The organism is Arthrobacter alpinus (assembly GCF_001445575.1).
In the GTDB taxonomy this organism is placed as follows: Bacteria; Actinomycetota; Actinomycetes; order Actinomycetales; family Micrococcaceae; genus Specibacter; species Specibacter alpinus_C.
This window is the reverse complement of the sequence record NZ_CP013200.1, coordinates 4,197,363-4,218,167: the sequence shown is the minus strand read 5'-3', so window position 1 is coordinate 4,218,167 and position 20,805 is coordinate 4,197,363. Positions and strand designations below refer to the sequence as shown.

Annotated in this window: 18 protein-coding genes; 13 read left to right on the top strand and 5 right to left on the bottom strand. The window is 62.0% G+C overall.

The features are described from left to right. Positions 1-139: 139 nt before the first annotated feature. From glyA to purU, 7 genes are read left to right on the top strand one after another with little or no spacing between them, the layout of a single operon-like run. Complete coding sequence (gene glyA, locus AS189_RS18725; RefSeq protein WP_062292450.1) at positions 140-1,444, top strand: serine hydroxymethyltransferase; 1,305 nt, start codon at positions 140-142, stop codon at positions 1,442-1,444. Then, the gene (locus AS189_RS18720; protein ID WP_062292447.1) at positions 1,441-2,661 is read left to right on the top strand and encodes a sarcosine oxidase subunit beta family protein; all 1,221 of its coding nucleotides are present in this window, start codon (positions 1,441-1,443) and stop codon (positions 2,659-2,661) included. The genes glyA and AS189_RS18720 overlap by 4 nt, the downstream gene beginning before the upstream one ends. An 18-nt stretch (positions 2,662-2,679) precedes the next feature. Continuing rightward, positions 2,680-3,009: a sarcosine oxidase subunit delta gene (locus AS189_RS18715; RefSeq protein WP_062292443.1), complete on the top strand. Its 330-nt coding sequence runs from the start codon at positions 2,680-2,682 to the stop codon at positions 3,007-3,009. Then, the gene (locus AS189_RS18710; RefSeq protein ID WP_062292440.1) at positions 3,006-5,951 is read left to right on the top strand and encodes a sarcosine oxidase subunit alpha family protein; all 2,946 of its coding nucleotides are present in this window, start codon (positions 3,006-3,008) and stop codon (positions 5,949-5,951) included. The genes AS189_RS18715 and AS189_RS18710 overlap by 4 nt, the downstream gene beginning before the upstream one ends. Continuing rightward, positions 5,944-6,585, top strand: coding sequence for a sarcosine oxidase subunit gamma (locus AS189_RS18705; protein WP_062292437.1), 642 nt, complete (start codon positions 5,944-5,946; stop codon positions 6,583-6,585). Before AS189_RS18710 ends, AS189_RS18705 begins: the two co-directional genes overlap by 8 nt. Then, positions 6,576-7,949 carry an L-serine ammonia-lyase gene (locus AS189_RS18700; protein WP_062292435.1) on the top strand — a complete coding sequence of 458 codons (1,374 nt, stop codon included), beginning with the start codon at positions 6,576-6,578 and terminating at the stop codon, positions 7,947-7,949. Before AS189_RS18705 ends, AS189_RS18700 begins: the two co-directional genes overlap by 10 nt. A gap of 1 nt (position 7,950) precedes the next feature. Next, on the top strand, positions 7,951-8,862 hold the full coding sequence (gene purU, locus AS189_RS18695; protein WP_062292432.1) for a formyltetrahydrofolate deformylase: 912 nt from the start codon (positions 7,951-7,953) through the stop codon (positions 8,860-8,862). Positions 8,863-8,878: 16 nt separating this feature from the next. Here the strand turns inward: purU and AS189_RS18690 are convergent, their stop codons facing one another. Next, a complete protein-coding gene (locus tag AS189_RS18690) occupies positions 8,879-9,127 on the bottom strand; it encodes a hypothetical protein (protein ID WP_062292428.1) in 249 nt (82 codons plus the stop codon). A gap of 815 nt (positions 9,128-9,942) precedes the next feature. Next, a complete protein-coding gene (locus AS189_RS18685) occupies positions 9,943-10,416 on the bottom strand; it encodes a hypothetical protein (RefSeq protein WP_129587346.1) in 474 nt (157 codons plus the stop codon). A 7-nt stretch (positions 10,417-10,423) separates the two neighbouring features. On the opposite strand from AS189_RS18685, the gene AS189_RS18680 reads away from it, so the two are divergent. Next, the gene (locus tag AS189_RS18680) at positions 10,424-11,014 is read left to right on the top strand and encodes a hypothetical protein (RefSeq protein ID WP_129587345.1); all 591 of its coding nucleotides are present in this window, start codon (positions 10,424-10,426) and stop codon (positions 11,012-11,014) included. Positions 11,015-11,280: 266 nt separating this feature from the next. Here AS189_RS18680 and AS189_RS18675 read toward each other — a convergent pair whose 3' ends face one another. Further along, positions 11,281-11,649: a MerR family transcriptional regulator gene (locus AS189_RS18675; protein WP_062294061.1), complete on the bottom strand. Its 369-nt coding sequence runs from the start codon at positions 11,647-11,649 to the stop codon at positions 11,281-11,283. Between the two features lie 235 nt (positions 11,650-11,884). Here AS189_RS18675 and AS189_RS18670 point away from each other — a divergent pair, with 235 nt between their 5' ends. After that, a complete protein-coding gene (locus AS189_RS18670) occupies positions 11,885-12,970 on the top strand; it encodes an SDR family oxidoreductase (protein ID WP_062292419.1) in 1,086 nt (361 codons plus the stop codon). 1,075 nt (positions 12,971-14,045) lie between these two features. Here AS189_RS18670 and AS189_RS18665 read toward each other — a convergent pair. Both AS189_RS18665 and AS189_RS21370 read right to left on the bottom strand, forming a co-directional pair. Further along, on the bottom strand, positions 14,046-14,999 hold the full coding sequence (locus AS189_RS18665; RefSeq protein WP_062292416.1) for a zinc-binding dehydrogenase: 954 nt from the start codon (positions 14,997-14,999) through the stop codon (positions 14,046-14,048). 470 nt (positions 15,000-15,469) lie between these two features. Continuing rightward, positions 15,470-15,709 carry a transposase gene (locus AS189_RS21370; RefSeq protein WP_160320874.1) on the bottom strand — a complete coding sequence of 80 codons (240 nt, stop codon included), beginning with the start codon at positions 15,707-15,709 and terminating at the stop codon, positions 15,470-15,472. A 366-nt stretch (positions 15,710-16,075) separates the two neighbouring features. Here AS189_RS21370 and AS189_RS18660 point away from each other — a divergent pair, with 366 nt between their 5' ends. The 4 genes from AS189_RS18660 (at position 16,076) to AS189_RS18645 (ending at position 20,599) form a co-directional block, all read left to right on the top strand. Continuing rightward, a complete protein-coding gene (locus tag AS189_RS18660; RefSeq protein ID WP_062292413.1) occupies positions 16,076-17,314 on the top strand; it encodes an amidohydrolase in 1,239 nt (412 codons plus the stop codon). Positions 17,315-17,985: 671 nt separating this feature from the next. After that, entirely contained in the window at positions 17,986-18,408 is a 423-nt protein-coding gene (locus tag AS189_RS18655) for an organic hydroperoxide resistance protein (protein WP_062292410.1), read from the top strand. Continuing rightward, positions 18,401-18,892: a DoxX family protein gene (locus AS189_RS18650; RefSeq protein WP_062292407.1), complete on the top strand. Its 492-nt coding sequence runs from the start codon at positions 18,401-18,403 to the stop codon at positions 18,890-18,892. The genes AS189_RS18655 and AS189_RS18650 overlap by 8 nt, the downstream gene beginning before the upstream one ends. Positions 18,893-19,402: 510 nt before the next feature. Beyond that, a complete protein-coding gene (locus AS189_RS18645; RefSeq protein ID WP_062287975.1) occupies positions 19,403-20,599 on the top strand; it encodes an IS110 family transposase in 1,197 nt (398 codons plus the stop codon). Positions 20,600-20,805: the final 206 nt, after the last annotated feature.

The following is a 20,805-nucleotide window of genomic DNA, read 5'->3' as shown; positions in this document are numbered from 1 at the left end:
AAAGAATGAAAGAGTTTTTGACGCGGGTGGAAAGTTTGCGAAAGTTTCAGGCGGCGCATTGACGTGAGTCACGTCACCCTTTAGAGTTGCATTCATCGCAACACTGTTGCACTGACCGCGACTTAACGAAGGAATCATGATGACGTCCACTCTTGACGACTCACTGGCAAGCCTCGACACCGAAGTCGACGCGGCCATTACGGCCGAACTTCTCCGCCAGCAATCAACGCTGGAGATGATCGCCTCCGAGAATTTTGCCCCCACCGCAGTCATGGAAGCCCAGGGCTCGGTGTTGACCAACAAATACGCTGAGGGCCTCCCCGGCAAGCGGTACTACGGTGGCTGCGAGCACGTCGATGTGATCGAACAGCTGGCCATCGACCGCGTAAAGGCACTTTTTGGGGCGGAGGCGGCCAACGTCCAGCCGCACTCCGGGGCGCAGGCCAACGCCGCCGCCATGTTCGCCCTTTTGGACCCGGGCGACACCATTATGGGGCTGGACCTGGCCCACGGCGGCCACCTGACTCACGGCATGCGGATCAACTTTTCCGGCAAGCTCTACAATGTGGTCCCGTACCACGTGCGTGAATCGGATATGACTGTCGACATGGTCGAGGTGGAGGCGCTCGCGCTGGAACACCAGCCCAAGCTGATCGTGGCCGGCTGGTCGGCCTACACGCGCCAGCTCGACTTTGCCGAATTCCGCCGCATCGCCGACCTGGTGGGCGCCTACCTCATGGTGGACATGGCCCACTTTGCCGGCCTGGTGGCCGCGGGCCTGCACCCGAACCCCGTGCCGTATGCCGACGTCGTCACTACCACCACCCACAAGACCTTGGGCGGCCCGCGCGGCGGCGTCATCCTCAGCCGCGAGTCGCTGGCACGCAAGATCAACTCCGCCGTTTTTCCCGGCCAGCAGGGCGGACCCCTGGAACACGTGATCGCAGCCAAGGCCGTGTCCTTCAAGATCGCCGCGACCGCCACCTTCAAGGACCGCCAGGTACGTACCCTGGAAGGCGCCAAGATTTTGGCCGAGCGCCTCCTGGCCCCGGATGTTGCCGAGTACGGAATCTCCGTGGTGGGTGGAGGCACCGACGTTCACCTGGTCCTGGTGGACCTGCGCAACTCCGAGCTGGACGGCCAGCAAGGCGAAGACCGGCTGCACCAGATCGGCATCACCGTCAACCGCAACGCCGTCCCCTTCGACCCCCGCCCACCCATGGTGTCTTCAGGGCTGCGCATCGGCACCCCGGCCCTGGCCACCCGTGGCTTCGGCGCGGCCGAGTTCACCGAGGTTGCCGACATCATCGCCGAGGCCATCAAGGGCGAGCTCAGCGAGGAGACGGCCGTGCTGCTGCGCGACCGGGTCACCGTGCTGGCGGAAAAATTCCCGCTGTACCCCAACCTGTCCACCGAGACCGTCTCGAATGGAGTAGCCCAGTGAGCACCGAACACCTCCCGGAACACCCCGAGTTCTTGTGGCGCAACCCGGACCCCAAGAAGTCCTATGACGCCGTGATCGTCGGCGGCGGCGGGCATGGACTGGCCACCGCCTACTTCCTGGCCAAGAACCACGGGATGACCAACATCGCCATCCTGGAAAAGGGTTGGCTGGCCGGCGGCAACATGGCGCGGAACACCACCATCATCCGCTCCAACTACCTCTGGGATGAAAGCGCCGCGATCTATGAGCACTCCCTGAAACTGTGGGAGATCCTCCCCGAGGAACTCGAGTACGACTTCCTGTTCAGCCAGCGCGGCGTGATGAATCTGGCCCACACCTTGGGCGATGTGCGCGAAAGCGTTCGCCGCGTGGGCGCCAACCAGCTCAACGGGGTCGACGCCGAGTGGCTGGACCCGAAGCAGGTCAAGGAACTGTGCCCGATCCTGAACATCAACGACAACATCCGCTACCCGGTCATGGGAGCCACCTACCAGCCCCGGGCCGGCATCGCCAAGCACGACCACGTGGCCTGGGCCTTCGCCCGCAAGTGCGACGAGCTGGGCGTGGACATCATCCAGAACTGCGAGGTCACCGGCTTTATCAAGGACGGCAACCGCGTCACCGGCGTCAAGACCAGTCGGGGCACCATCAACACTGAAAAGGTGGGCTTGTGCGCCGCCGGTCACAGCTCGGTTCTCGCCGAGATGGCAGGCTTCCGCCTGCCCATCCAGTCGCACCCACTGCAGGCACTGGTTTCCGAGCTGCACGAACCGGTGCACCCCACGGTAGTCATGTCCAACCACGTGCACGTGTACGTCTCCCAGGCCCACAAGGGCGAACTGGTGATGGGTGCTGGCGTCGACTCCTACAACGGCTACGGCCAGCGCGGCTCCTTCCACGTCATCGAGGAACAGATGGCGGCCGCCGTCGAACTGTTCCCCATCTTCGCCCGGGCTCACGTGTTGCGCACCTGGGGTGGGATCGTGGACACCACCATGGACGCCTCTCCGATCGTGGGCCTGAGCCCGGTGGAGAACATGTATGTGAACTGCGGCTGGGGCACCGGCGGATTCAAGGGGACGCCCGCCGCCGGGCTGACGTTCGCCCACACAATCGCCACCGGCACCCCGCACACGCTCAACAAGCCGTTTTCCCTGGAACGCTTTGAAACCGGCGCCCTCATCGACGAGCACGGCGCCGCTGCCGTGGCCCACTAACAGTAGAAGGAGCACGCAATGTTGCTGTTTTCCTGCCCCAACTGCGGGCCACGGAACGAGACCGAATTCCACTACGGGGGACAGGCCCATGTGGCGTACCCCGAACAGCCGGAGCAGCTTTCCGACCGCGAATGGGCGGAATACCTGTTCTACCGCGAGAACACCAAGGGCCTGTTTGCCGAGCGATGGGTGCACAGTGCCGGCTGCCGCAAGTGGTTCAACATGGTCCGCGACACCGTCAGCTACGAGATCAAGGCCGTCTACCGGATGGGCGAACAGCCACCGGCAATAGCCGACCGCACCCAGCACAACCCGAGCATCCCAGCACCGGAAGGAGCAAAGTCATGACCTTGCAAGACAAGCAGCCCAACCGGCTCACCAGCGGCGGCCGCATCGACCGCACCACCACCTGGAACTTCACCGTCGACCGCGTCGGCTACTCCGGGCACCCGGGCGACACCATCGCCTCGGCACTGATCGCCAACGGCCGCCTGGCCGCCGGGAACTCAATGTATGAGGACCGGCCCCGTGGCATCATCTCAGCCGGCGTGGAGGAGTCCAACGCCCTCGTCAAGGTCGCAGGCCGATTCCCCGGCCACGCCGCCGAATCCATGCTGCCGGCCACCGCCGTGTCCCTCGTGGACGGGCTCGACGCCGAATTCCTCTCCGGGTTGGGCAAGCTCGACCCGTCCGAGGACGAGGCCACCTATGACAAAAAATACGTCCACACGGACGTCCTGGTGGTCGGAGCAGGGCCCGCCGGGCTCGCCGCGGCACGGGAAGCGGCACGCACCGGCGCCCGAGTCATCCTCATCGACGACCAGCCGGAACTGGGCGGGACCCTGCTCTCCGGCCGCGACGAGCACATCAATGGGACACCGGCCCTCGACTGGGTGGCGGACGTTGAAGCCGAACTGGCAACAGCCACCGAATGCACCGTGCTGCACCGCACCACCGTGTTCGGCTCCTACGACAGCAACTTCCTGATCGCCGTGGAAAACCGCACCGACCACCTCGCAACGGCCCCGGCCGACGGCGTCTCCCGCCAGCGCATCTGGCACATCCGCGCCAAGCAGGTGGTCCTGGCCACCGGCGCCCACGAACGCCCCATCGTGTTTGAAAACAACGACCGCCCCGGCATCATGCTCGCCTCTGCGGCCCGCAGCTACCTAAACCGCTATGGCGTGGCCGCCGGATCCAGGGTGGTCATCGGCACCACGAACGACAGCGCCTACCAGCTCGCAGCGGACCTGCTGGCGGCAGGCATCGAGGTGGCCGCCGTCGTCGACGCCCGCCCGCAGCTGTCCCCGCTGGCCGCCGCGGCGCTCAGCGAGGGCGTGCGCGTCATCTACGCCAGCGCCGTGGTCAACACCTCCGGTGGCGACCACGTGGAAACGGTCATGGTTGCCGGGATCGACGCCGACGGCGCCCCCGTTGGCGGGGTGGAGGAAATTTCTGCCGACCTGCTCGCCGTCTCCGGCGGCTGGAGCCCCGTGGTCCACCTGCACAGCCAGGCCCAGGGGAAGGTTCGCTGGGACGTGGAGTTGGCCGGCTTTGTGCCGTCCACAACGGTCAAAAACCAGCAGAACGCCGGCGCCTGCCGCGGCAGTTACGCACTGGCCGACTGTCTTGCCGAAGGCTCGACGGCCGGCTCCGTGGCCGCCGTCAAGGCGGGTTTTGCCACGGCCGACGCCGTAGCTGCCGCCACCGCCGCGGCGGCGCGCCCGGCCCGTCCGGCGCAGCCCAACGGCCCCACCCGCGCACTGTGGCTGGTCGGCGGGACCCAAGGTTCGGCGTCGGACTGGCACCACCACTTCGTGGACTTCCAGCGCGACCAGAGCGTGGCCGACGTGTGGCGCTCCACGGGTGCCGGGCTGCGCAGTGTGGAGCACATCAAGCGCTACACCTCCATCAGCACGGCCAACGATCAGGGCAAGACCTCGGGCGTGAACGCGATTGGCGTCATTGCCGCCGCTTTCCGCCAGCAGGGGACCGTGGTGGATCCGGACATCGGCGCCATCGGTACCACGACCTACCGTGCACCGTTTACACCCGTCCCGTTCGTGGCATTGGCTGGCCGGCAGCGCGGCGAACTGTTCGACGCCGCCCGCCGCACATCCATCCACTCCTGGCACGAGGACCGCGGTGCCCTGTTCGAGGATGTGGGCCAGTGGAAGCGCCCGTGGTATTATCCACAGCCGGGCGAGGACATGGACGCGGCCGTGCTGCGCGAGTGCGCCGCTGTCCGGGACTCCGTGGGCTACATGGACGCCACCACGCTGGGCAAGATCGAGATCCGCGGCAAGGACGCCGGGGAGTTCCTGAACCGGATCTACACCAACGCGTTCAAGAAGCTCGCCCCGGGTTCGGCCCGCTACGGAGTCATGTGCACCCCGGACGGGATGATCTTCGACGACGGCGTGACCCTGCGCCTGGACGAGGACAGCTACTTCATGACCACCACCACCGGAGGCGCCGCCAAGGTACTGGACTGGCTGGAGGAATGGCAGCAAACCGAGTGGCCCGAACTCGACGCCACCTTCACCTCGGTGACCGAACAGTGGACCACGATCGCCGTCGTCGGCCCCAAGTCCCGCGCCGTGCTGGCCAAGCTGGCACCGGAATTGGACCTCGCCAACGAGGCATTCGGTTTCATGGCGTTCCGGGAGACCGTGCTGGCCTCCGGCGTCGCGGCCAGGGTGTGCCGCATCTCCTTCTCCGGCGAGCTCGCCTACGAAATCAACGTCCCATCCTGGTACGGGCTGGCCACTTGGGAAGACGTGACGGCGGCCGGGGCGGAATTCAACATCACCCCGTACGGCACCGAAACCATGCACGTGCTCCGCGCCGAAAAGGGCTACCCGATCGTCGGCCAGGACACCGACGGCACGGTCACCCCGCAGGATGCGGGCATGGACTGGGTGGTCTCCAAGGCCAAGGACTTCATCGGCAAGCGCTCCTACCAGCGCGCCGACGCCGTCCGGGAAGGCCGAAAGCACCTGGTCAGCGTGCTGCCGGTGGACGGCTCCATCCGCCTGCCGGAGGGCACCCAGCTGGTGGAAGCGGGCGTCTCGACCAACCCCGCCTACGGACCCGTGCCCATGCAGGGATTCGTCACCTCCAGCTACCACAGCGCCGCCCTGGGCAGGTCCTTTGGGCTGGCGTTGATCAAGGACGGACGCGACCGGATCGGCGAACCCCTTGTCGCCGTGGTCGGGTCCGAGCTGGTCGATGTGGTTGTTGGGGAAACAGTACTTTTTGATGCCGAAGGGAAGCGCCGAGATGGATAACACAGCAGCAAACGTAGATGTACAGGCACTGCGACGGAGCCCGGCCCGGCACCTCTGGGCGGACTTTGCCGTGGCCGCCGTGGCCGGGGAGCGCGGGGTTGCCCTGCGGGAGGTCCCGTTCCAGAGGATGGTCGGCATCCGTGTCGATCCCGTCTCCTTGGCCGGGCAACGGATCGGGGCCCTGACGGGCGGACTGCCCGCAAATTGCGGGCAGGTCACCGCCGGTCCTGGCGGGGTGGCCGCCCTATGGCTGGGCCCGGACGAGTTCCTCGCCATCGCCCCTGATGACGGCGGCGCGGACCGTGGCGGACTGGCCGCCAGCCTTGCCGCGGCACTGGGCGACGGCGCCGGGCAGGCCATCGAGCTCTCCAGCAACCGCACCACCTTCGAACTGGCCGGGCCCAGCGCCCGCGCAGTGCTCGAGAAGAGTTGCGCGGCGGACCTGCACCCGCGCTCCTTCGCCACCGGAACCGCCATAACCACCGAAATCGGCAAGATCCCCACCATCTTGTGGAAGGTCGGGGACGATGAGTTCCTGCTCTTCCCTCGGGCATCGTTTGCCGACTACCTGGGCCGCTGGCTCCTGGACGGCATGCGGGAATTCGCCGCCGAGACGGACGCGTCATGGCACTGAGCGTCCTGGACCTGTTCTCCATCGGCATCGGGCCTTCCTCCTCCCACACGGTGGGCCCGATGCGCGCGGCCAAGCGCTTTGCCGACGGCCTGGAGCGCGACGGCGAGCTCACCGGCGTCGTCCGGGTCGAGGCCGAGCTGTTCGGTTCGCTGGGCGCCACGGGCCGCGGTCACGGCTCGGACAAGGCAGTGGTCCTGGGGTTGTCGGGGCAGGACCCCGAAACGGTGGACACCGCCACGGCCGACGACCAGGTCGCCGCGGCGGCGCTGGATGCCGAGCTGATGCTCGCGGGCCTGCACCGGATCGACTTCAACTTCGGGCAGGACGTGGTGCTGCACCGGCGCAAGTCGCTGCCTGCCCACCCCAACGGCATGACGTTCCGGGCGCTGGACCACGCCGGGGCGGTGGTGCGTGAACGCAGCTACTATTCGGTGGGCGGCGGCTTTGTGGTCGATGAGCAGGCCGTCGGTGCGGACCGGGTAGTCATGGACCAAACCGTGCTGCCCCACCCCTTCAGAACGGCCGACGAACTGCTGGCCATCTGCGCCCGTGAGGGACTGAGTATCTCCGAGGTCATGCAGGCTAACGAGCTAGTGTGGCACACGGAGGAGGAATTGAGGGCCAAGCTGCTCAACATCTGGTCCGTCATGCAGGAGTGCGTGGCCAACGGCTGCGCCGCCGAGGGCATCCTGCCGGGCGGACTGAAGGTGACGCGCCGGGCGCCGGGACTCTTCCGCACGCTGCAGGCGCCCGAGGACACTGCGGACCCCCTGCGGGCCATGGAGTGGGTCAATCTCTTTGCCCTGGCCGTCAACGAGGAAAACGCCGCCGGCGGACGCATTGTCACCGCCCCCACCAACGGGGCGGCCGGCATCATTCCGGCCGTGCTGCACTACTACCTGAAGTTCGTGCCCGGCGCCAACGACGACGGCGTCGTGCGCTTCTTGCTGACGGCCGCGGCCATCGGCATGCTCTTCAAGCTCAACGCCTCGATCTCGGGCGCCGAGGTGGGGTGCCAGGGCGAAGTCGGCTCGGCGTGTTCCATGGCGGCCGGTGCCCTGTGCGAGCTGCTGGGCGGCACACCCGTGCAGGCCGAAAACGCCGCCGAAATAGGCATTGAGCACAACCTGGGGCTGACGTGCGACCCCGTGGGCGGGCTGGTGCAGATCCCGTGCATTGAACGCAACGCCATCGCCAGCGTCAAGGCGATCAACGCCGCACGGCTGGCCCTGCACGGGGACGGCAGCCAGAAGGTGTCATTGGACAAGGCCATCAAGACCATGAGGGAAACAGGTGCCGACATGATGAGCAAGTACAAGGAAACCTCCCGCGGGGGCCTCGCCGTGAACGTGGTTGAGTGCTGAGATGGGCACTCTTCTTGAGCAGGCCGAAACGGCCCAATACGTGCTAACACTAGACTGCCCGGACAGCCCCGGGATCGTCCACCAGGTTTCAGGGGCCCTGTTGGAACAAGGCTCCGACATCATCGACCTCCTCCAGTTCAGCGACCGCCAGCACCTGCGGCCCGTGGCCGGGGCGCCCGAACCGGACGGCCACTTCTTCATGCGGCTGCACTTTTCCGCGCCGGCCGGGGAACTGGCCCTGGCCGGGCTGCGGGCGGTCCTGGAGCCGGTGGCGCACCGGCACGGCATGCGCTGGGCGCTGCGCCCGCACGGGGCCAAGCGGCGGGTGCTGATCATGGTGTCCAAGTTTGAGCACTGCCTCAACGACCTGCTGTTTAGGACCCGCACGGGGGAACTGCCGGTCGAGGTGGTCGCCGTGGTCTCCAACCACCAGGACCACCGTCGGCTGGCCGAATGGCACGGCATCCCGTTCTTCCATGTGCCCGTCACCGCCGACACCAAACCGGAGGCGGAGGCGAGGCTGCTTGGGCTCATGGCCGAGTTCGACGTCGAACTGGTGGTGCTGGCTCGCTACATGCAGGTCCTCAGCGACGGTCTCACGCGCCGCCTGGACGGGCGGGCCATCAACATCCACCACTCGTTCCTGCCCAGTTTCAAGGGCGCCAAGCCGTACCACCAGGCCTATGCCCGGGGAGTCAAGACGGTGGGCGCCACGGCCCACTACGTCAACAGCGAACTGGACGAGGGCCCCATCATCTCCCAGCAGGTGGTCGAGGTGGACCACTCCTTCGGACCCGAAGACCTCGTGGCCGCAGGCCGGGACACCGAATGCAAGGCACTGAGCAACGCCGTCCGCTGGCACTGCGAGGGCCGGGTGATCGTCCAAGGCAACCGGACAATCGTGTTGCGCTAGCGTTGAATCTTCAGGCCTAGCCGTCGAAGTCTCGCTTGAAGACCAACATCGTGGCACACAGCCCAGCGCGAAGCCGCCAAGAGCAAAGCGAAGACAATACAAGGCAAAGTTGGAGTTGCGAGGTCAGGAGGGGCTCATCGTTGCCGGTGACGAGCGGGATGGAGCCCATCACGGACGAACCGGTCAGGATGGCCACGATGAGCTGCTGGGCGATGCGCTGTTCCAGTGCGTCCCTGAGACTGAAAAACGTGAATTTCCTAAACATGAGCCATGTTCCTTTTACCCAGGCCGTGGCCGCGAACTCCGTGGTCCGGTCGATGATTTGCAGTGTCCTGCGACGGGAGCCTGCGCCCGGATGGGTGCCGCAATCTGGGCGGGGACGGCGAACTAATGGGCAGTGTTCAGGAGACCGCCCGGGCTTTGCTTGCTTACTTCAGGTGCGCCAATTAGCTAATATGCGCGTCGGGACAAATAAGGTAGGGTCCCGGAACCGAGCTGCTGACGGTCTGACACTGATGAATCAAGAGTAAAATTGGAAGCGCCACATTGGTGCCTGACTGGCTTGCTCGAGGCCGCGCACCATCCGGGCGGGAGTTCCCACCACGTCATACAAAACTCATCCTTATCAGTGCAAAGTGGAGAGTATTTAGTATCATTCGTTGTTGCAACTGCACTATGTAAAATCAGGCCAAAACCCACTATGAGCAGCTCTAAGTGGACCCTTGGCAGGACAGCGGGGTTCGTAGCTATTGATAACTAATGAGGGGTTTTGAGTGCTCAACAGGCTCTGACCTGCGGTGATAGTTTTCGTTAGTATTTACATACGGTTGAAATTCCGGCCCTCCAACGCGGGCTGTTTCGGTTCGAATTCCAGAATGGGCATCATGTCGCGCAGGTGACTTCCCGGTCGGTCCGGTTCACTGGTTGAATGGGACTCCCCATGTTTCTTTGACTCTCAAGCAACGCTGGGGCGGTCCCAGCGGTCCCAGACCGTTGACACACCTCCGTTGACCGCGCATTGGCGAAGCAAAACACAATGGACGTCACCGTAGACGTGTGTACGTCAGATAGATGTGTACGTCAGATAGACTCGGAGAAATTCGCGGTCTCATCAGAGGTTTCACGCCGCACCAAGTCTTGGGGGACATAAGTGACCATTCTCAGCACGCGCCGGAAAATGACCATGTGGGCGGGTGCTGTGATGACGGCAGCACTGGTGCTCACTGGATGTAGCCAAGCGGGTAACTCAGCGCCAGCTGAAACTGCAGCACCGACATCGGCAACGCCGTCACCAGTGACCGGAGCGTCGAGCGGCCCGTCGACTGCAGCAGCGACAGCGGGTGCCGCGGCCAGCCCCACCGAGGCGACGCTGAAAACCCGCCAGATTGCCAACGGGCATTTCCAGATCACGATGCCGTCAGCCTGGAGACTGGAGGAGCTCACCGATATTGCCGCGCAGGTCCACCAGGGCAGCACCGCGAGCTTCAGGATCATGGCAGCCGATGGCCGCCAGCTTGCAGAGATCCGCACCGGCGGCGCCGCAGTCTTCGACACTAATCCTATGAATAACATGGCCGAGAACTCGGTTCTTGATGTACAAGGGGAAGGCAAGTTCGGAGGCATCAACTTTGCATTCCTCTCCTACGAAGGACAGTCGGACAATGCTGAAATGATGCTCACCGCCTTGCAACCAGCCAATATCAAGAACTGGGGAGGCCGGCTTCCGGGTCTTATTTACACAGGCGGTTCAGGCGAGTTCAGCACCGTACTGACGAGCGAGACTAAGCTTCCCGGGGTAGCCGATTCGTTGAAGGGTATTGAGCGGTTCGAGACGTATGCCAAAACCGACGAGTACTCTCAACTTAAGAACGCCATGCTCTCGTTCGAGCAGCTCAAGGACATAGCGCCGGCGGAGGAAGCGGGTGTACTTGGTGGCCAGTGCATCGGGGCTCGGTTCTCTTACGAGCTCGGCGACTCTGGGCTCTCCTGCCAGGAGGTCAAGACCTTTCTAACGGTAATGCTTGAGGAGCCTATTCACGCCGGTGTCGTAGGCCGCAAGGGGGTCGGCACGTGCACGGTGGCGTGGGAGAGTGAGCCGGGGTACTGCGACGTCGCTAGCACCGGCGGTAGGTTCAACTTCTCGGCTAAATAGCCCCTTCAAGACTCTGCGCAGAAGCACTCGTTGACCTGGCGTCACGGGTGCTTCTGCACCGGCTCTCGACGTTTCCGCGGACGTCGTTATCTCCGGGTTGGAGGCCAGGCTCACGAGGTAGGTTCTCGCGGTCATTCCCACAGGCTGACCCGTATACAGAGCCTTCTCAACACCGTGCTCGTCTAGAGCTGCATGTGGATGCCAGACGCATCGAGGCGCGGGATCGTGGGGGGCTCCTGCGCCAGTCACCACGGTGAAGCCAATACTTAGTCGGGCGCGGTCGGGGTCGCGGTCTGAAGGAAGCGGCGGACGGCATCCCGGTTCCGGGTCAGGGCATCGATGCGGGCACCCATCTGCTCCACCTCGCGGGCAACATTGTCCGCAAGCTCCTTGTCCACCTGAGGCCGCAACTCCGGCCCAGAACCGTCAAAGCAAGGCACCACCACACGGATGACCCGTGTGGACAGGCCTGCCGCAAGAAGATCGCGCACCTGCTCCACCTGTACGACTGCAGACTCAGGATAGGTGCGGTACCCGTTGCCCTCCCTCTCTGGGTGCAACAACTCCTGCTCCTCGTAGTACCGCAAGGCCCGGGGCGTCACACCGGTGCGGAACGCCAATTCACCAATTTTCATGCGCAGATCCACCACCCGTTAGAGGCCAACATTGACGTTCTTGTCAAAGTTTACCGAATGCCGGCCGCTTGCGGCCAAGGTGTGGGGGCGTTCATGGCCGTCAGGCAGGAAGTCTCGCATTTGACATTAACGTCAACGTCAACGTTTATCCTTTGAAGACCCGGCCGGACATCCGCTGGGCCCGGGCAACAACCCGCACACCAAATATGCGGGTGAATAAACAAGGAGACCTTCGATGAATGCACCAATTGGCCCTCAGGGAGCAGCTCTGGTCGTTGGCGGGACAGGAATTTCCGGCAGTGCGCTCACCCGCGAACTCGTCGCTCAGGGGTGGCGGACCATCAGTCTGTCCCGGCGTGAGGTCTCTCCTCAGGATGGTATCGAGTCGGTGCGGGCGGACTTGACCGACCCGCAGTCTGTGCAGGCTGCGCTGGCCGGGCTGAATCCTACGCACGTCTACTTCACGGCTTGGAGCCGGATGCCCACCGAGGCCGAAAACATCTCGGTCAATGCCGGCATGGTCCGCAATGTCCTTGATGCCGTCGGTCCGTCCGGGACACTGGAACACGTGGCTCTGGTGACCGGACTCAAGCACTATCTTGGACCATTCGAGGCGTACGGCACGGGCGCGACACGTGACACCCCTTTCCACGAGGATGAGCCCCGCCTGGATGCGCCGAATTTCTACTATGCCCAGGAAGATGAGCTGTGGCGAGCCGCTGATCTCTACGATTTCGGTTGGAGCGTCCACCGTTCGCACACCATGATCGGACATGCCATCGGCAACGCCATGAATCTTGGCCAGACGTTGGCTGCCCAGGCAGCGCTGTCCCGCGCGGAGGGCACGCCTTTTATCTTCCCCGGCAACGAGGTGCAGTGGAATGGCGTCACGGACGTGACAGACAGTGGGCTGCTTGCCCGTCAGATGGTCTGGGCCGCAACCACCCCAGGCTTGCCGAGCCAGGCTTACAACACAGCGAACGGCGATGTATTCCGCTGGCGCTGGATGTGGCCACGGATTGCGGAGCTTCTCGGCGTGGAAGCCGAGGGCTTCAGCGAACGGCCTCGTCCCTTGGAAGAGCAGATGGCCGGCAAGGCCGATGCATGGCGTCAGCTGGTGGAACGCGAGGGTCTGGCCGAACCTGACCTCTCCCGAGTGGCATCCTGGTGGCACACAGACAGCGACCTTAACCGTCCCGTTGAATGCTTCACCGACATGAGCCGCAGCCGCAATGCCGGGTTCACCGGCCATGCCGACACGCTCGCCTCGTTCGCAGCCCTATTCGACACACTTCGCGCGGAACGGGTCATTCCTGCCTGACTGGCCTCCTGTATGCCGGCCTGGGTCGCAACCAGTTCGTGGAACGCCACCCAATCTGAAATAGCTGTCGCCAGCTGGACTGGGCTGCAGGCAACCGCCGGTCGCCGGGGTGGTGGCCACGACGGCGGAAATTTCCGTCAGCACAGTGTTCGAGAGAAGCCTGTTTTTCTCCAGCACCAGCTCGCTGATGGTGTGCACCAGGCCCCTCTCGGATCCAAAAATAGGCAGCCCCGGCTGTGAAGCAAACGCGTAGCTCGGGTTGTATCGAGAGAAGAATGAGAAGTGAAGCAATGTTGGCTGATTGCTTGCATTCGAGGTCGTCCAGCCGTCTGCCGAGAGTTCCCGCCACGTCATACAAAACTCATACTTTTGAAGGTGGAACAGTAGTTATTTAGTATCTTGCATTGCTGTAAGCAGGCTATGCAGAAACTGGTCAAAAGGGCCTATTGGCAGCTTGAAATGGACCCATGGCAGGACAGTGGGGTTCATGAACGTTGATAAGTGACGATGGAATTTCACTGCTCAGCATGCTCTGACCTGCGGCGATAGTATTCGCTGGTATTCACTTGCTGTTGCAATGTCGACCGTTCGGCACCGGCTGTTTCGGTTCGAATGTCCAGGGTTCCCTACCCGCAGAATGCTGCTCTCGCAGGAGGCGTTGCTCCGCTTTCGCTCAATGGATCCAACTTGGCCTAGATCATTCAGTCGGGCGGTGAATCTGGTTAGGGTCCGCGTGAAATGATCGCGGGGGCTAAGCGATCGGGCTGACTCTACCAGCGGTGGCCCTAAATCCGTTCTCGAGGCGGCTTTGAATAATTGGTCTTGGGATGGTGACCATTTCCTCCAAATGAAAGGAACTGCTGGGTATAGGTCAGGCGTCGTTCATGACCTTGCCAGGATATCCAATTCTCGGCTGATGGAGTCAACTGAAGCCGGGGCAGGCCCATGCTCTTTCGCGAGGCAAGGGATCGTTTTCAGTGACCTAGCGAACCGCCGTATGCGAGGCCCGCACATTGGTCGGTGCGAGAGGAGGGGCGGGAAACCCCCACCTCCTCTCGATTATGCCTAGTGAGGCCTACTTGTAGACGGCAACGAAGCGACCAACAACGCCCCCGGCTCGCAGCTTGTCGATGGCGTCAGGGATCTCGGCTTGGGTGATGATATTCATGGGCGGGTTGAGTTGCCCTGATTTCATCAGGATGTACAGCGCTTCCAGGTCTTCCTTGGTTCCGGATTTTGAGCCCTTAATGGTGAGCTGGTTGACGATTACTGGATAGGTATTGATGTTGGCCTCGAGCCGGCCCATACCCACTTGCACGAGCGTGCCAAATTCGGCCAGTGTCTCGATGGCGGCTGAAGTCGTTGTTCCAAATCCGGCGTAGTCAACAATCAGGTCAAGGTTCTTGTCCTTGAAGGCATCGATGGAATCAGCCACGCCAGCAAGACCGATTTCGTCCGCCAGCTCGCGCGTCTGGGGGTTCACTTCAGCACCGTAAACTTCAGCACCGGAAAGAGCTGCGACGCGTGCGCCGATGTAGCCGAGACCTCCGAGGCCAATCACCCCGACCTTCATGCCCGCTTTGGCCCCGCCGACTGCCATGATGGCGTGGTATGCAGTTAGGCCTGCGTCGGTTGCCATCGCGCCGAGTTCAAACGAGACCTCGTCTGGCAGCTTCACGAGGTTGTCGTTGGTGGCCAGGAGCTGGGGGCCAAAGCCGCCGTCCCACTTTCCGTAGCCGATGGCGTCACCGTCGCTCATGACGGGTGCCAGACCAACGCGGTCGCCTACTTTCCACTCTTCCATGCCCGGGCCAACTTCGGTGATGACACCGGCATTTTCGTGCCCCATGGTGCGAGGCAGGTGCGGGAAAAGTGGCATCCAGCCTGCGTCGTCGATTGCCGTGACATCAGAGTGGCATACGCCTGCCGCGCGGACTTCGACCACAACTTGGCCGGGGCCCGCGTGGGGCTCCGCAACATCGTTGAATTCCAAGGGCTTGTTGGTTCCGGTGAACTGCCATGCCTTCATGAGACTGCTCCTTATTTGATGTGTTTGTATGTACTTCATTAGGGGCAGCGCGATCTGGCGTCGATTCATTCCGCTGTGCATCAGACTGAGCGACGTGGCTACAGACCCTAATGTCGATTTTGCGTGGTGATTGGTGGTTAGCGTGGCAGGAGAATGGTCCTGTGTTGAGAGGGTTCCTTTAGTTGAAGATGCTTATTCGGCCTGTTATCCATCCCTCCTTGCAAGACCAGCACCTGCGCCGACTTCCCTGACTTGGACACCAACTGGTTGATCTTCACAGTCTGACCGCGAAGGATCTAGGTGAATAGTCGCTAGGGCATGTCTCCTAACACCTTGAGCCAGATTGTGATGGCCCGAAGGACGACCCCTCCGCGGTAGGTGACAGCGAGCTTCTCGCAGCGTGTTGCGTGGCTCGCCACTGCTTGAAAGCCTCGAAACAGCGCTCGATGACGTTGCGGCGTTTGTAAGCTTCATTGTCGAAGCTGGGCGGGCGTCCGCCTTTCGCGCCGAAGCTCGTTACTGCTCGGGCACTCTTTCACGCCAGCATCAACTTGGGCCTGGATGACCCAGCGGCGTAACGACTCAGTGCCAACGCCGAGCTTCGGAGCCACCACTTTGCAAGCAGCATTCACTGAGGGGTATTCCGGCAATCGATCCAACACTATGCGCACTGCACGGGCTCGGGCTTCAGAAGGAAAATTCTTAGGCATACTCACCATCCTTCTCAAAAAGGACAGCGGCATCAAACCCGGAACGGTTCAGTTGATGGTGACGTCTATTTTCCGCCGTTGATGATCTCGTTATTGCAACTAGTGTCGGCATGGATGTGCGGATTGCCGGTATGGAGCCGGCCTTTCTACTACCCAGTGAGCAGGTGGGGTGCAAGGGAATAGATGCCTTGCCGTGTACTTTGAGGGCGTGCCGAGCACCGAGGCTCGTCTCCGGGATCAACGCCCTATCAAGGAGATTGAGCACTCGACAGGATGCGCCTTGTCTTGGCGGGGAAGCCATTGTGGTGCCGATGAATGTGGTGAATAATCGCTCTGACTGGATGGTTCTACCTGCTGGGAGGCGTCATGGTCGTAAATATAACGGGTCAAGGGTGGCTGGTTGAGGTCTACAAAGACTTGCACCGACACCCGGAGTTAGGGTTCCAAGAGCATCGCACAGCGTCTATCGTCGCGCAGCGACTGACCGATCTTGGCTACGACGTCATCACAGGGGTGGGACAGACTGGAGTCGTTGGTATCTTGAAGAACGGAACCGGTCCGACCGCGCTGTTGCGGGCGGACATGGACGGGTTGCCTGTTCGTGAGGACACGGGGCTGGATTACGCCAGTGTGGCTCAATCGTCCGACGCACACGGCAACGTCGTTCCGGTGAGTCATGCTTGCGGCCACGACCTGCATACGGCGTGCCTCCTCGGCGCGGCGGCTGACCTGGCAGCTGACAGAGTTCGGTGGCAAGGGACCTTGGTGGTTGTCTTCCAGCCAGCCGAGGAACTCGGAGCTGGGGCCCAGGCCATGGTGGATGACGGGCTCTTCGATCAGGTACCCACGCCGCATGTGGTGCTCGGTCAGCACGTTGCCCCTCTGCCGGCGGGGAAGATAGCCGCTCACGCCGGCGCTGCCTACGCAGCCTCGGATTCCCTGCGCTTGACCCTTGTGGGCCAAGGAGCCCACGGCTCGATGCCGCAAAACGCGGTTGATCCCGTCGTGATGGCCGCTCAGACCGTGTTGCGCCTGCAGACGATCATCTCTCGCGAGATTCCCAGCACAGACGTCGCAGTCCTCACGGTTGGGTCCATCCGTGCTGGCGAAGCTGCGAATGTTATCCCAAATCAGGCGGAGTTGTTGCTCAATGTCCGCAGTTACACACCCACTGTTCGCGAGCACATTCTGGCTAGCATTGCACGCATCGCCCGTGCAGAGGCTCTGGCTGCCGGTGCTTCCCAGATGCCGACTCTGACCGAGATCGAGCGTTTCCCGGTCGTCGTAAACGACGAGGACGCGCTGGGCCGTACATTGGCGAGCTTCAGAACATGGCTTGGCCCCGAAGCTGTCCTGGATCCTGGCGCCGGCGCCGGCAGTGAGGACGTCGGTGTGCTCGCGAGTGCCGCTGGGGCACCGTTGTCCTTCTGGCTGCTCGGCGGCGCGGATCCGGCGCTATTCACAACCGGCGATGCAGCAGACCCGGCCCTGCGCACGATCCCTTCCAACCACTCGCCGATGTATGCCCCAGTCATCGAACCGACTTTGGCTCTCGGCGTGACGGCTCTTACCACCGCAACCCGCACCTGGTTGCCTGCGCCTTGATATAACTACGACGGGCTACGGAGTCGCTTTTGAGAGCGATCCCCAGCGTCCAGCTCGCTGGGGGCTGAAGCTCACCACCGACACATCCGCTAGCCACCCTTGCCCAGAAATGTTCACTGGATGCTCACCCCGCGCTTGTGGCGGCACTGGCCGCGGCCAGTCATAGCCGACCAAGTGCAGTTTCCCTGATACCCAAGCCGAAGAACACGAGAGGATCAAAAACTGACAATCACATATTGTCTAATTTCGCCTTTCTCAAATTCGCTGAACCCAATGGCAATCATGCCCGTCGGACCTTCCCCTTGCGGGCACGTATCGTCGTGAACGCGACTGTAGGAATTCATCTTGTCGGGTTCTGCTCAATGATAGTTAGGCCCATTAATTAGTTATGGCCCGAGACTGAGCAGAAACTGCCGTCGACTGTCTCATAACCTATGCGTCTCGAATCCCATAGCTTTAGAGGCGCCTAGGTTATGAGACACCACGCCCCTGAAGAGTGCGAGCAAACCTACTATGCTCGTGAAGTCAGTTCGTTATCCTACGACGCGCCCCACAAAACGCCGGCATGATTCTTGGGATGGTTCACTGAGCACGCAAGTTCCCCGGGAGATTATGAGACCCGGCGGCGGCGCCGCCGGCCAAGAAAAGCAAGCTTCCGAAAGGTACCTATCATGAACACTCTCTACACTGCCGAAGCGCTTTCCGCCGGTCACGGGCGGGAAGGAAGGGTTTCCACCTCGGAGGAAACCTTCAACGTCACCCTAGCTCCTCCGCGTGAATTGGGTGGTTTGGGCGAGGGTACCAACCCCGAACAGCTCTTTGCTGCAGGATTCGCGGCCTATTTCCATTCAGCCCTGCATGCGGTGGCCCGCGGCAAGAAAATCAATATCGAGAACTCGACCGTCGGCGGCCGGATGCAGATCGGGAATAACGACGTGGGCGGTTTCAAACTGGCCGTCGAACTGGAGGTCACCAGCCCGGACCTGCCCTATGAGCAGGCCCAAGAGCTCGCCGACGCCGCTCATCTCGTGTGTCCATACTCCAAGGCCACTCGAGGCAACATCGACGTCATCGTGCTGGTGTCCAATGACTGATCACGGTAAGACATTCCTGGCACGACTCGTCGCACCGTCGGGACGCACATCCACGGGACGCACGATCGTTCGTCTAGTGCTGGGGGCAATGCTTGCGTTCGCCGGCGTCAGCCATCTGACCGTCGCCCGCGAGGAATTCCAAGCGCAGGTCCCGAAGTTCGTGCCCCTTGATGCCGACCTGGTCGTCGTAGCCTCCGGCATTGTCGAGATCACCCTTGGTGCCGCGCTGATGTTGCTCGCGCGGCGGCGCGTCCCTGTGGGTTGGGTGGTGGCACTGTTCTTTATCGCCGTCTTCCCCGGGAACATCGCCCAGTGGCTGCATGCGCGCGACGGCTTTGGGCTCGACACCGACTCCAAGCGTCTGGTGCGACTCTTCTTCCAGCCAGCGCTCATCGCGGTGACCTTATGGTCCACCGGCGCTTGGAAAGACCGGCCCCGGGTTTCCTCAACGCACTCCATCACCCCTCAGGACGACCGAAAGTAGCCGCGGAGGCATTCTTTTCCTTCGAAAGACAGGCTAGCCATCCACTTTCAAAAACTGCAGCATAGCCGGACTATCAAGCTCAGAAGCACTACCCTGTCACGACGAAAAGGCAACACAGACCATCTTGAGGGGTGTTGTAACGCATGGGATATGAGACCAGACGGGCAACTCGGGACGAATCGAGAGTAGAATGGTAGCCGCAGCATTTATAGCTGTCTGGATGTATTCGAGGCCGCGCAGCCGTCACGTGGGACTTCCCCGTTATCTTTTTGATAGTCCCTAGAAAGAGGATCATAGGGATTGTCGGCCGACCAATCTCGGCATGGTGTCTTGCCCCTGTCTATCCAATGATCCGGGGGGTGTTGCCACCGAGATTGGGATGGCAGCGAGGTGATTGCTGATTAGGGGCGCGGCGCCAAAATATGGACGCCTGTCATAACGTGGATGTAAGACTTTGCTACCGGCGGTTGGTCGGCCTTGAACAAGAACTAGTTCAAAGGAGCACTAGCCATGATCACTAATGACGTGCAGATCTTTCTAGGCCTCGATGTCGGCAAAACCGACCACTGGGCCTGCGCTGTTACCAAAGATGGCACGAAAATCTGGAACAGAACGCTTCCTAACGACGAAGCCAAACTCACCGCCGTCTATCAAGACCTCAGCGCCAAGGGCACGGTTCTCGTTGTCGTGGACCAGCCAGCGACCATCGGCGCGTTAGCCGTCGCACTCGCTCAACACCTGGGTATCCCGGTGGCCTACCTGCCCGGGTTATCGATGCGTCGAATCGCGGACATGTACCCGGGATCGGCGAAAACCGATGAGAAGGATGCGTTCATCATCGCGGACGCGGCCCGCACCATGCCTCACACCCTGCGCAGCATCGAGGTCGCTGACGAGGACGAAGCCACGTTAGCCATGCTCACCGGTTTCGATCTGGACTTGGCACGCCAGATCACGCAAACGAGCAATCGAATCCGCGGGCTCTTTACCCAGATTCACCCACCCCTGGAACGCGTCATTGGCCCTTGGTTGGATCACGACGCCGTTCTTGAAGTCCTCGCGACCTGGCCCACACCGACCCAACTCAGGCAGGCCGGCAAAGCGCGGATCGCTGCGAAACTCAAGAAGCACGGAGCCCGACGCCACACCGCGTGGGCAACGACAATCCTTGCCGCACTGGAGAAACAGAGCGTTATCGTGGTCGGCACCGACGCTGCCGCACTAGTGATCCCACACCTCGCCAATCAGTTGATCTCCCTGCATGCCCAACGCAGCGATGTGGCCACTCACCTGGAGAAAATGGTCGAGGCCCACCCTCTTTACCCGGTCCTGACATCCATGCCAGGGGTCGCCGTCAGGACCGCAGCGATCATCATTGCCGAGATCTCCGGCAAAACCTTCGCTAACGCCGCCGCCATGGCCTCATACGCAGGCTTAGCGCCAACAACACGCCAGTCAGGTACCTCGATCAAATCCGAACGCGTCAGCCATTCAGGGAACAAACGCCTGAAAAGAGCACTATTCCTCTCGGCCTTCGCCTCGATCAGATTCGACCCCACCAGCCGCGCCTACTACGACCGGAAACGCGCCCAAGGGAAACGCCACAACCAAGCCTTGATCGCACTAGCCCACCGCCGACTCACAGTCCTCTTCGCCCTGCTTCGAGACAAAACCCTTTACGATCTTCCGGAGCTAAAAGCTGCTTGACAAAATACATAGGGGCACCCCCCCGTCATACAAAACTCACACTTTTGAAGGCGCACTGACGGCTATTTAGTACCTTGCATTGTTGCAATAAATCGATGCAGGAACAGGTGAAAATAGCCTATTGGCAGATTTTTATTGACCCCTGATCAGCAAGCGGGGTTCATAAACGTTGATAAGTAACGATGGGTTTTCAGTTCTCAGCATGC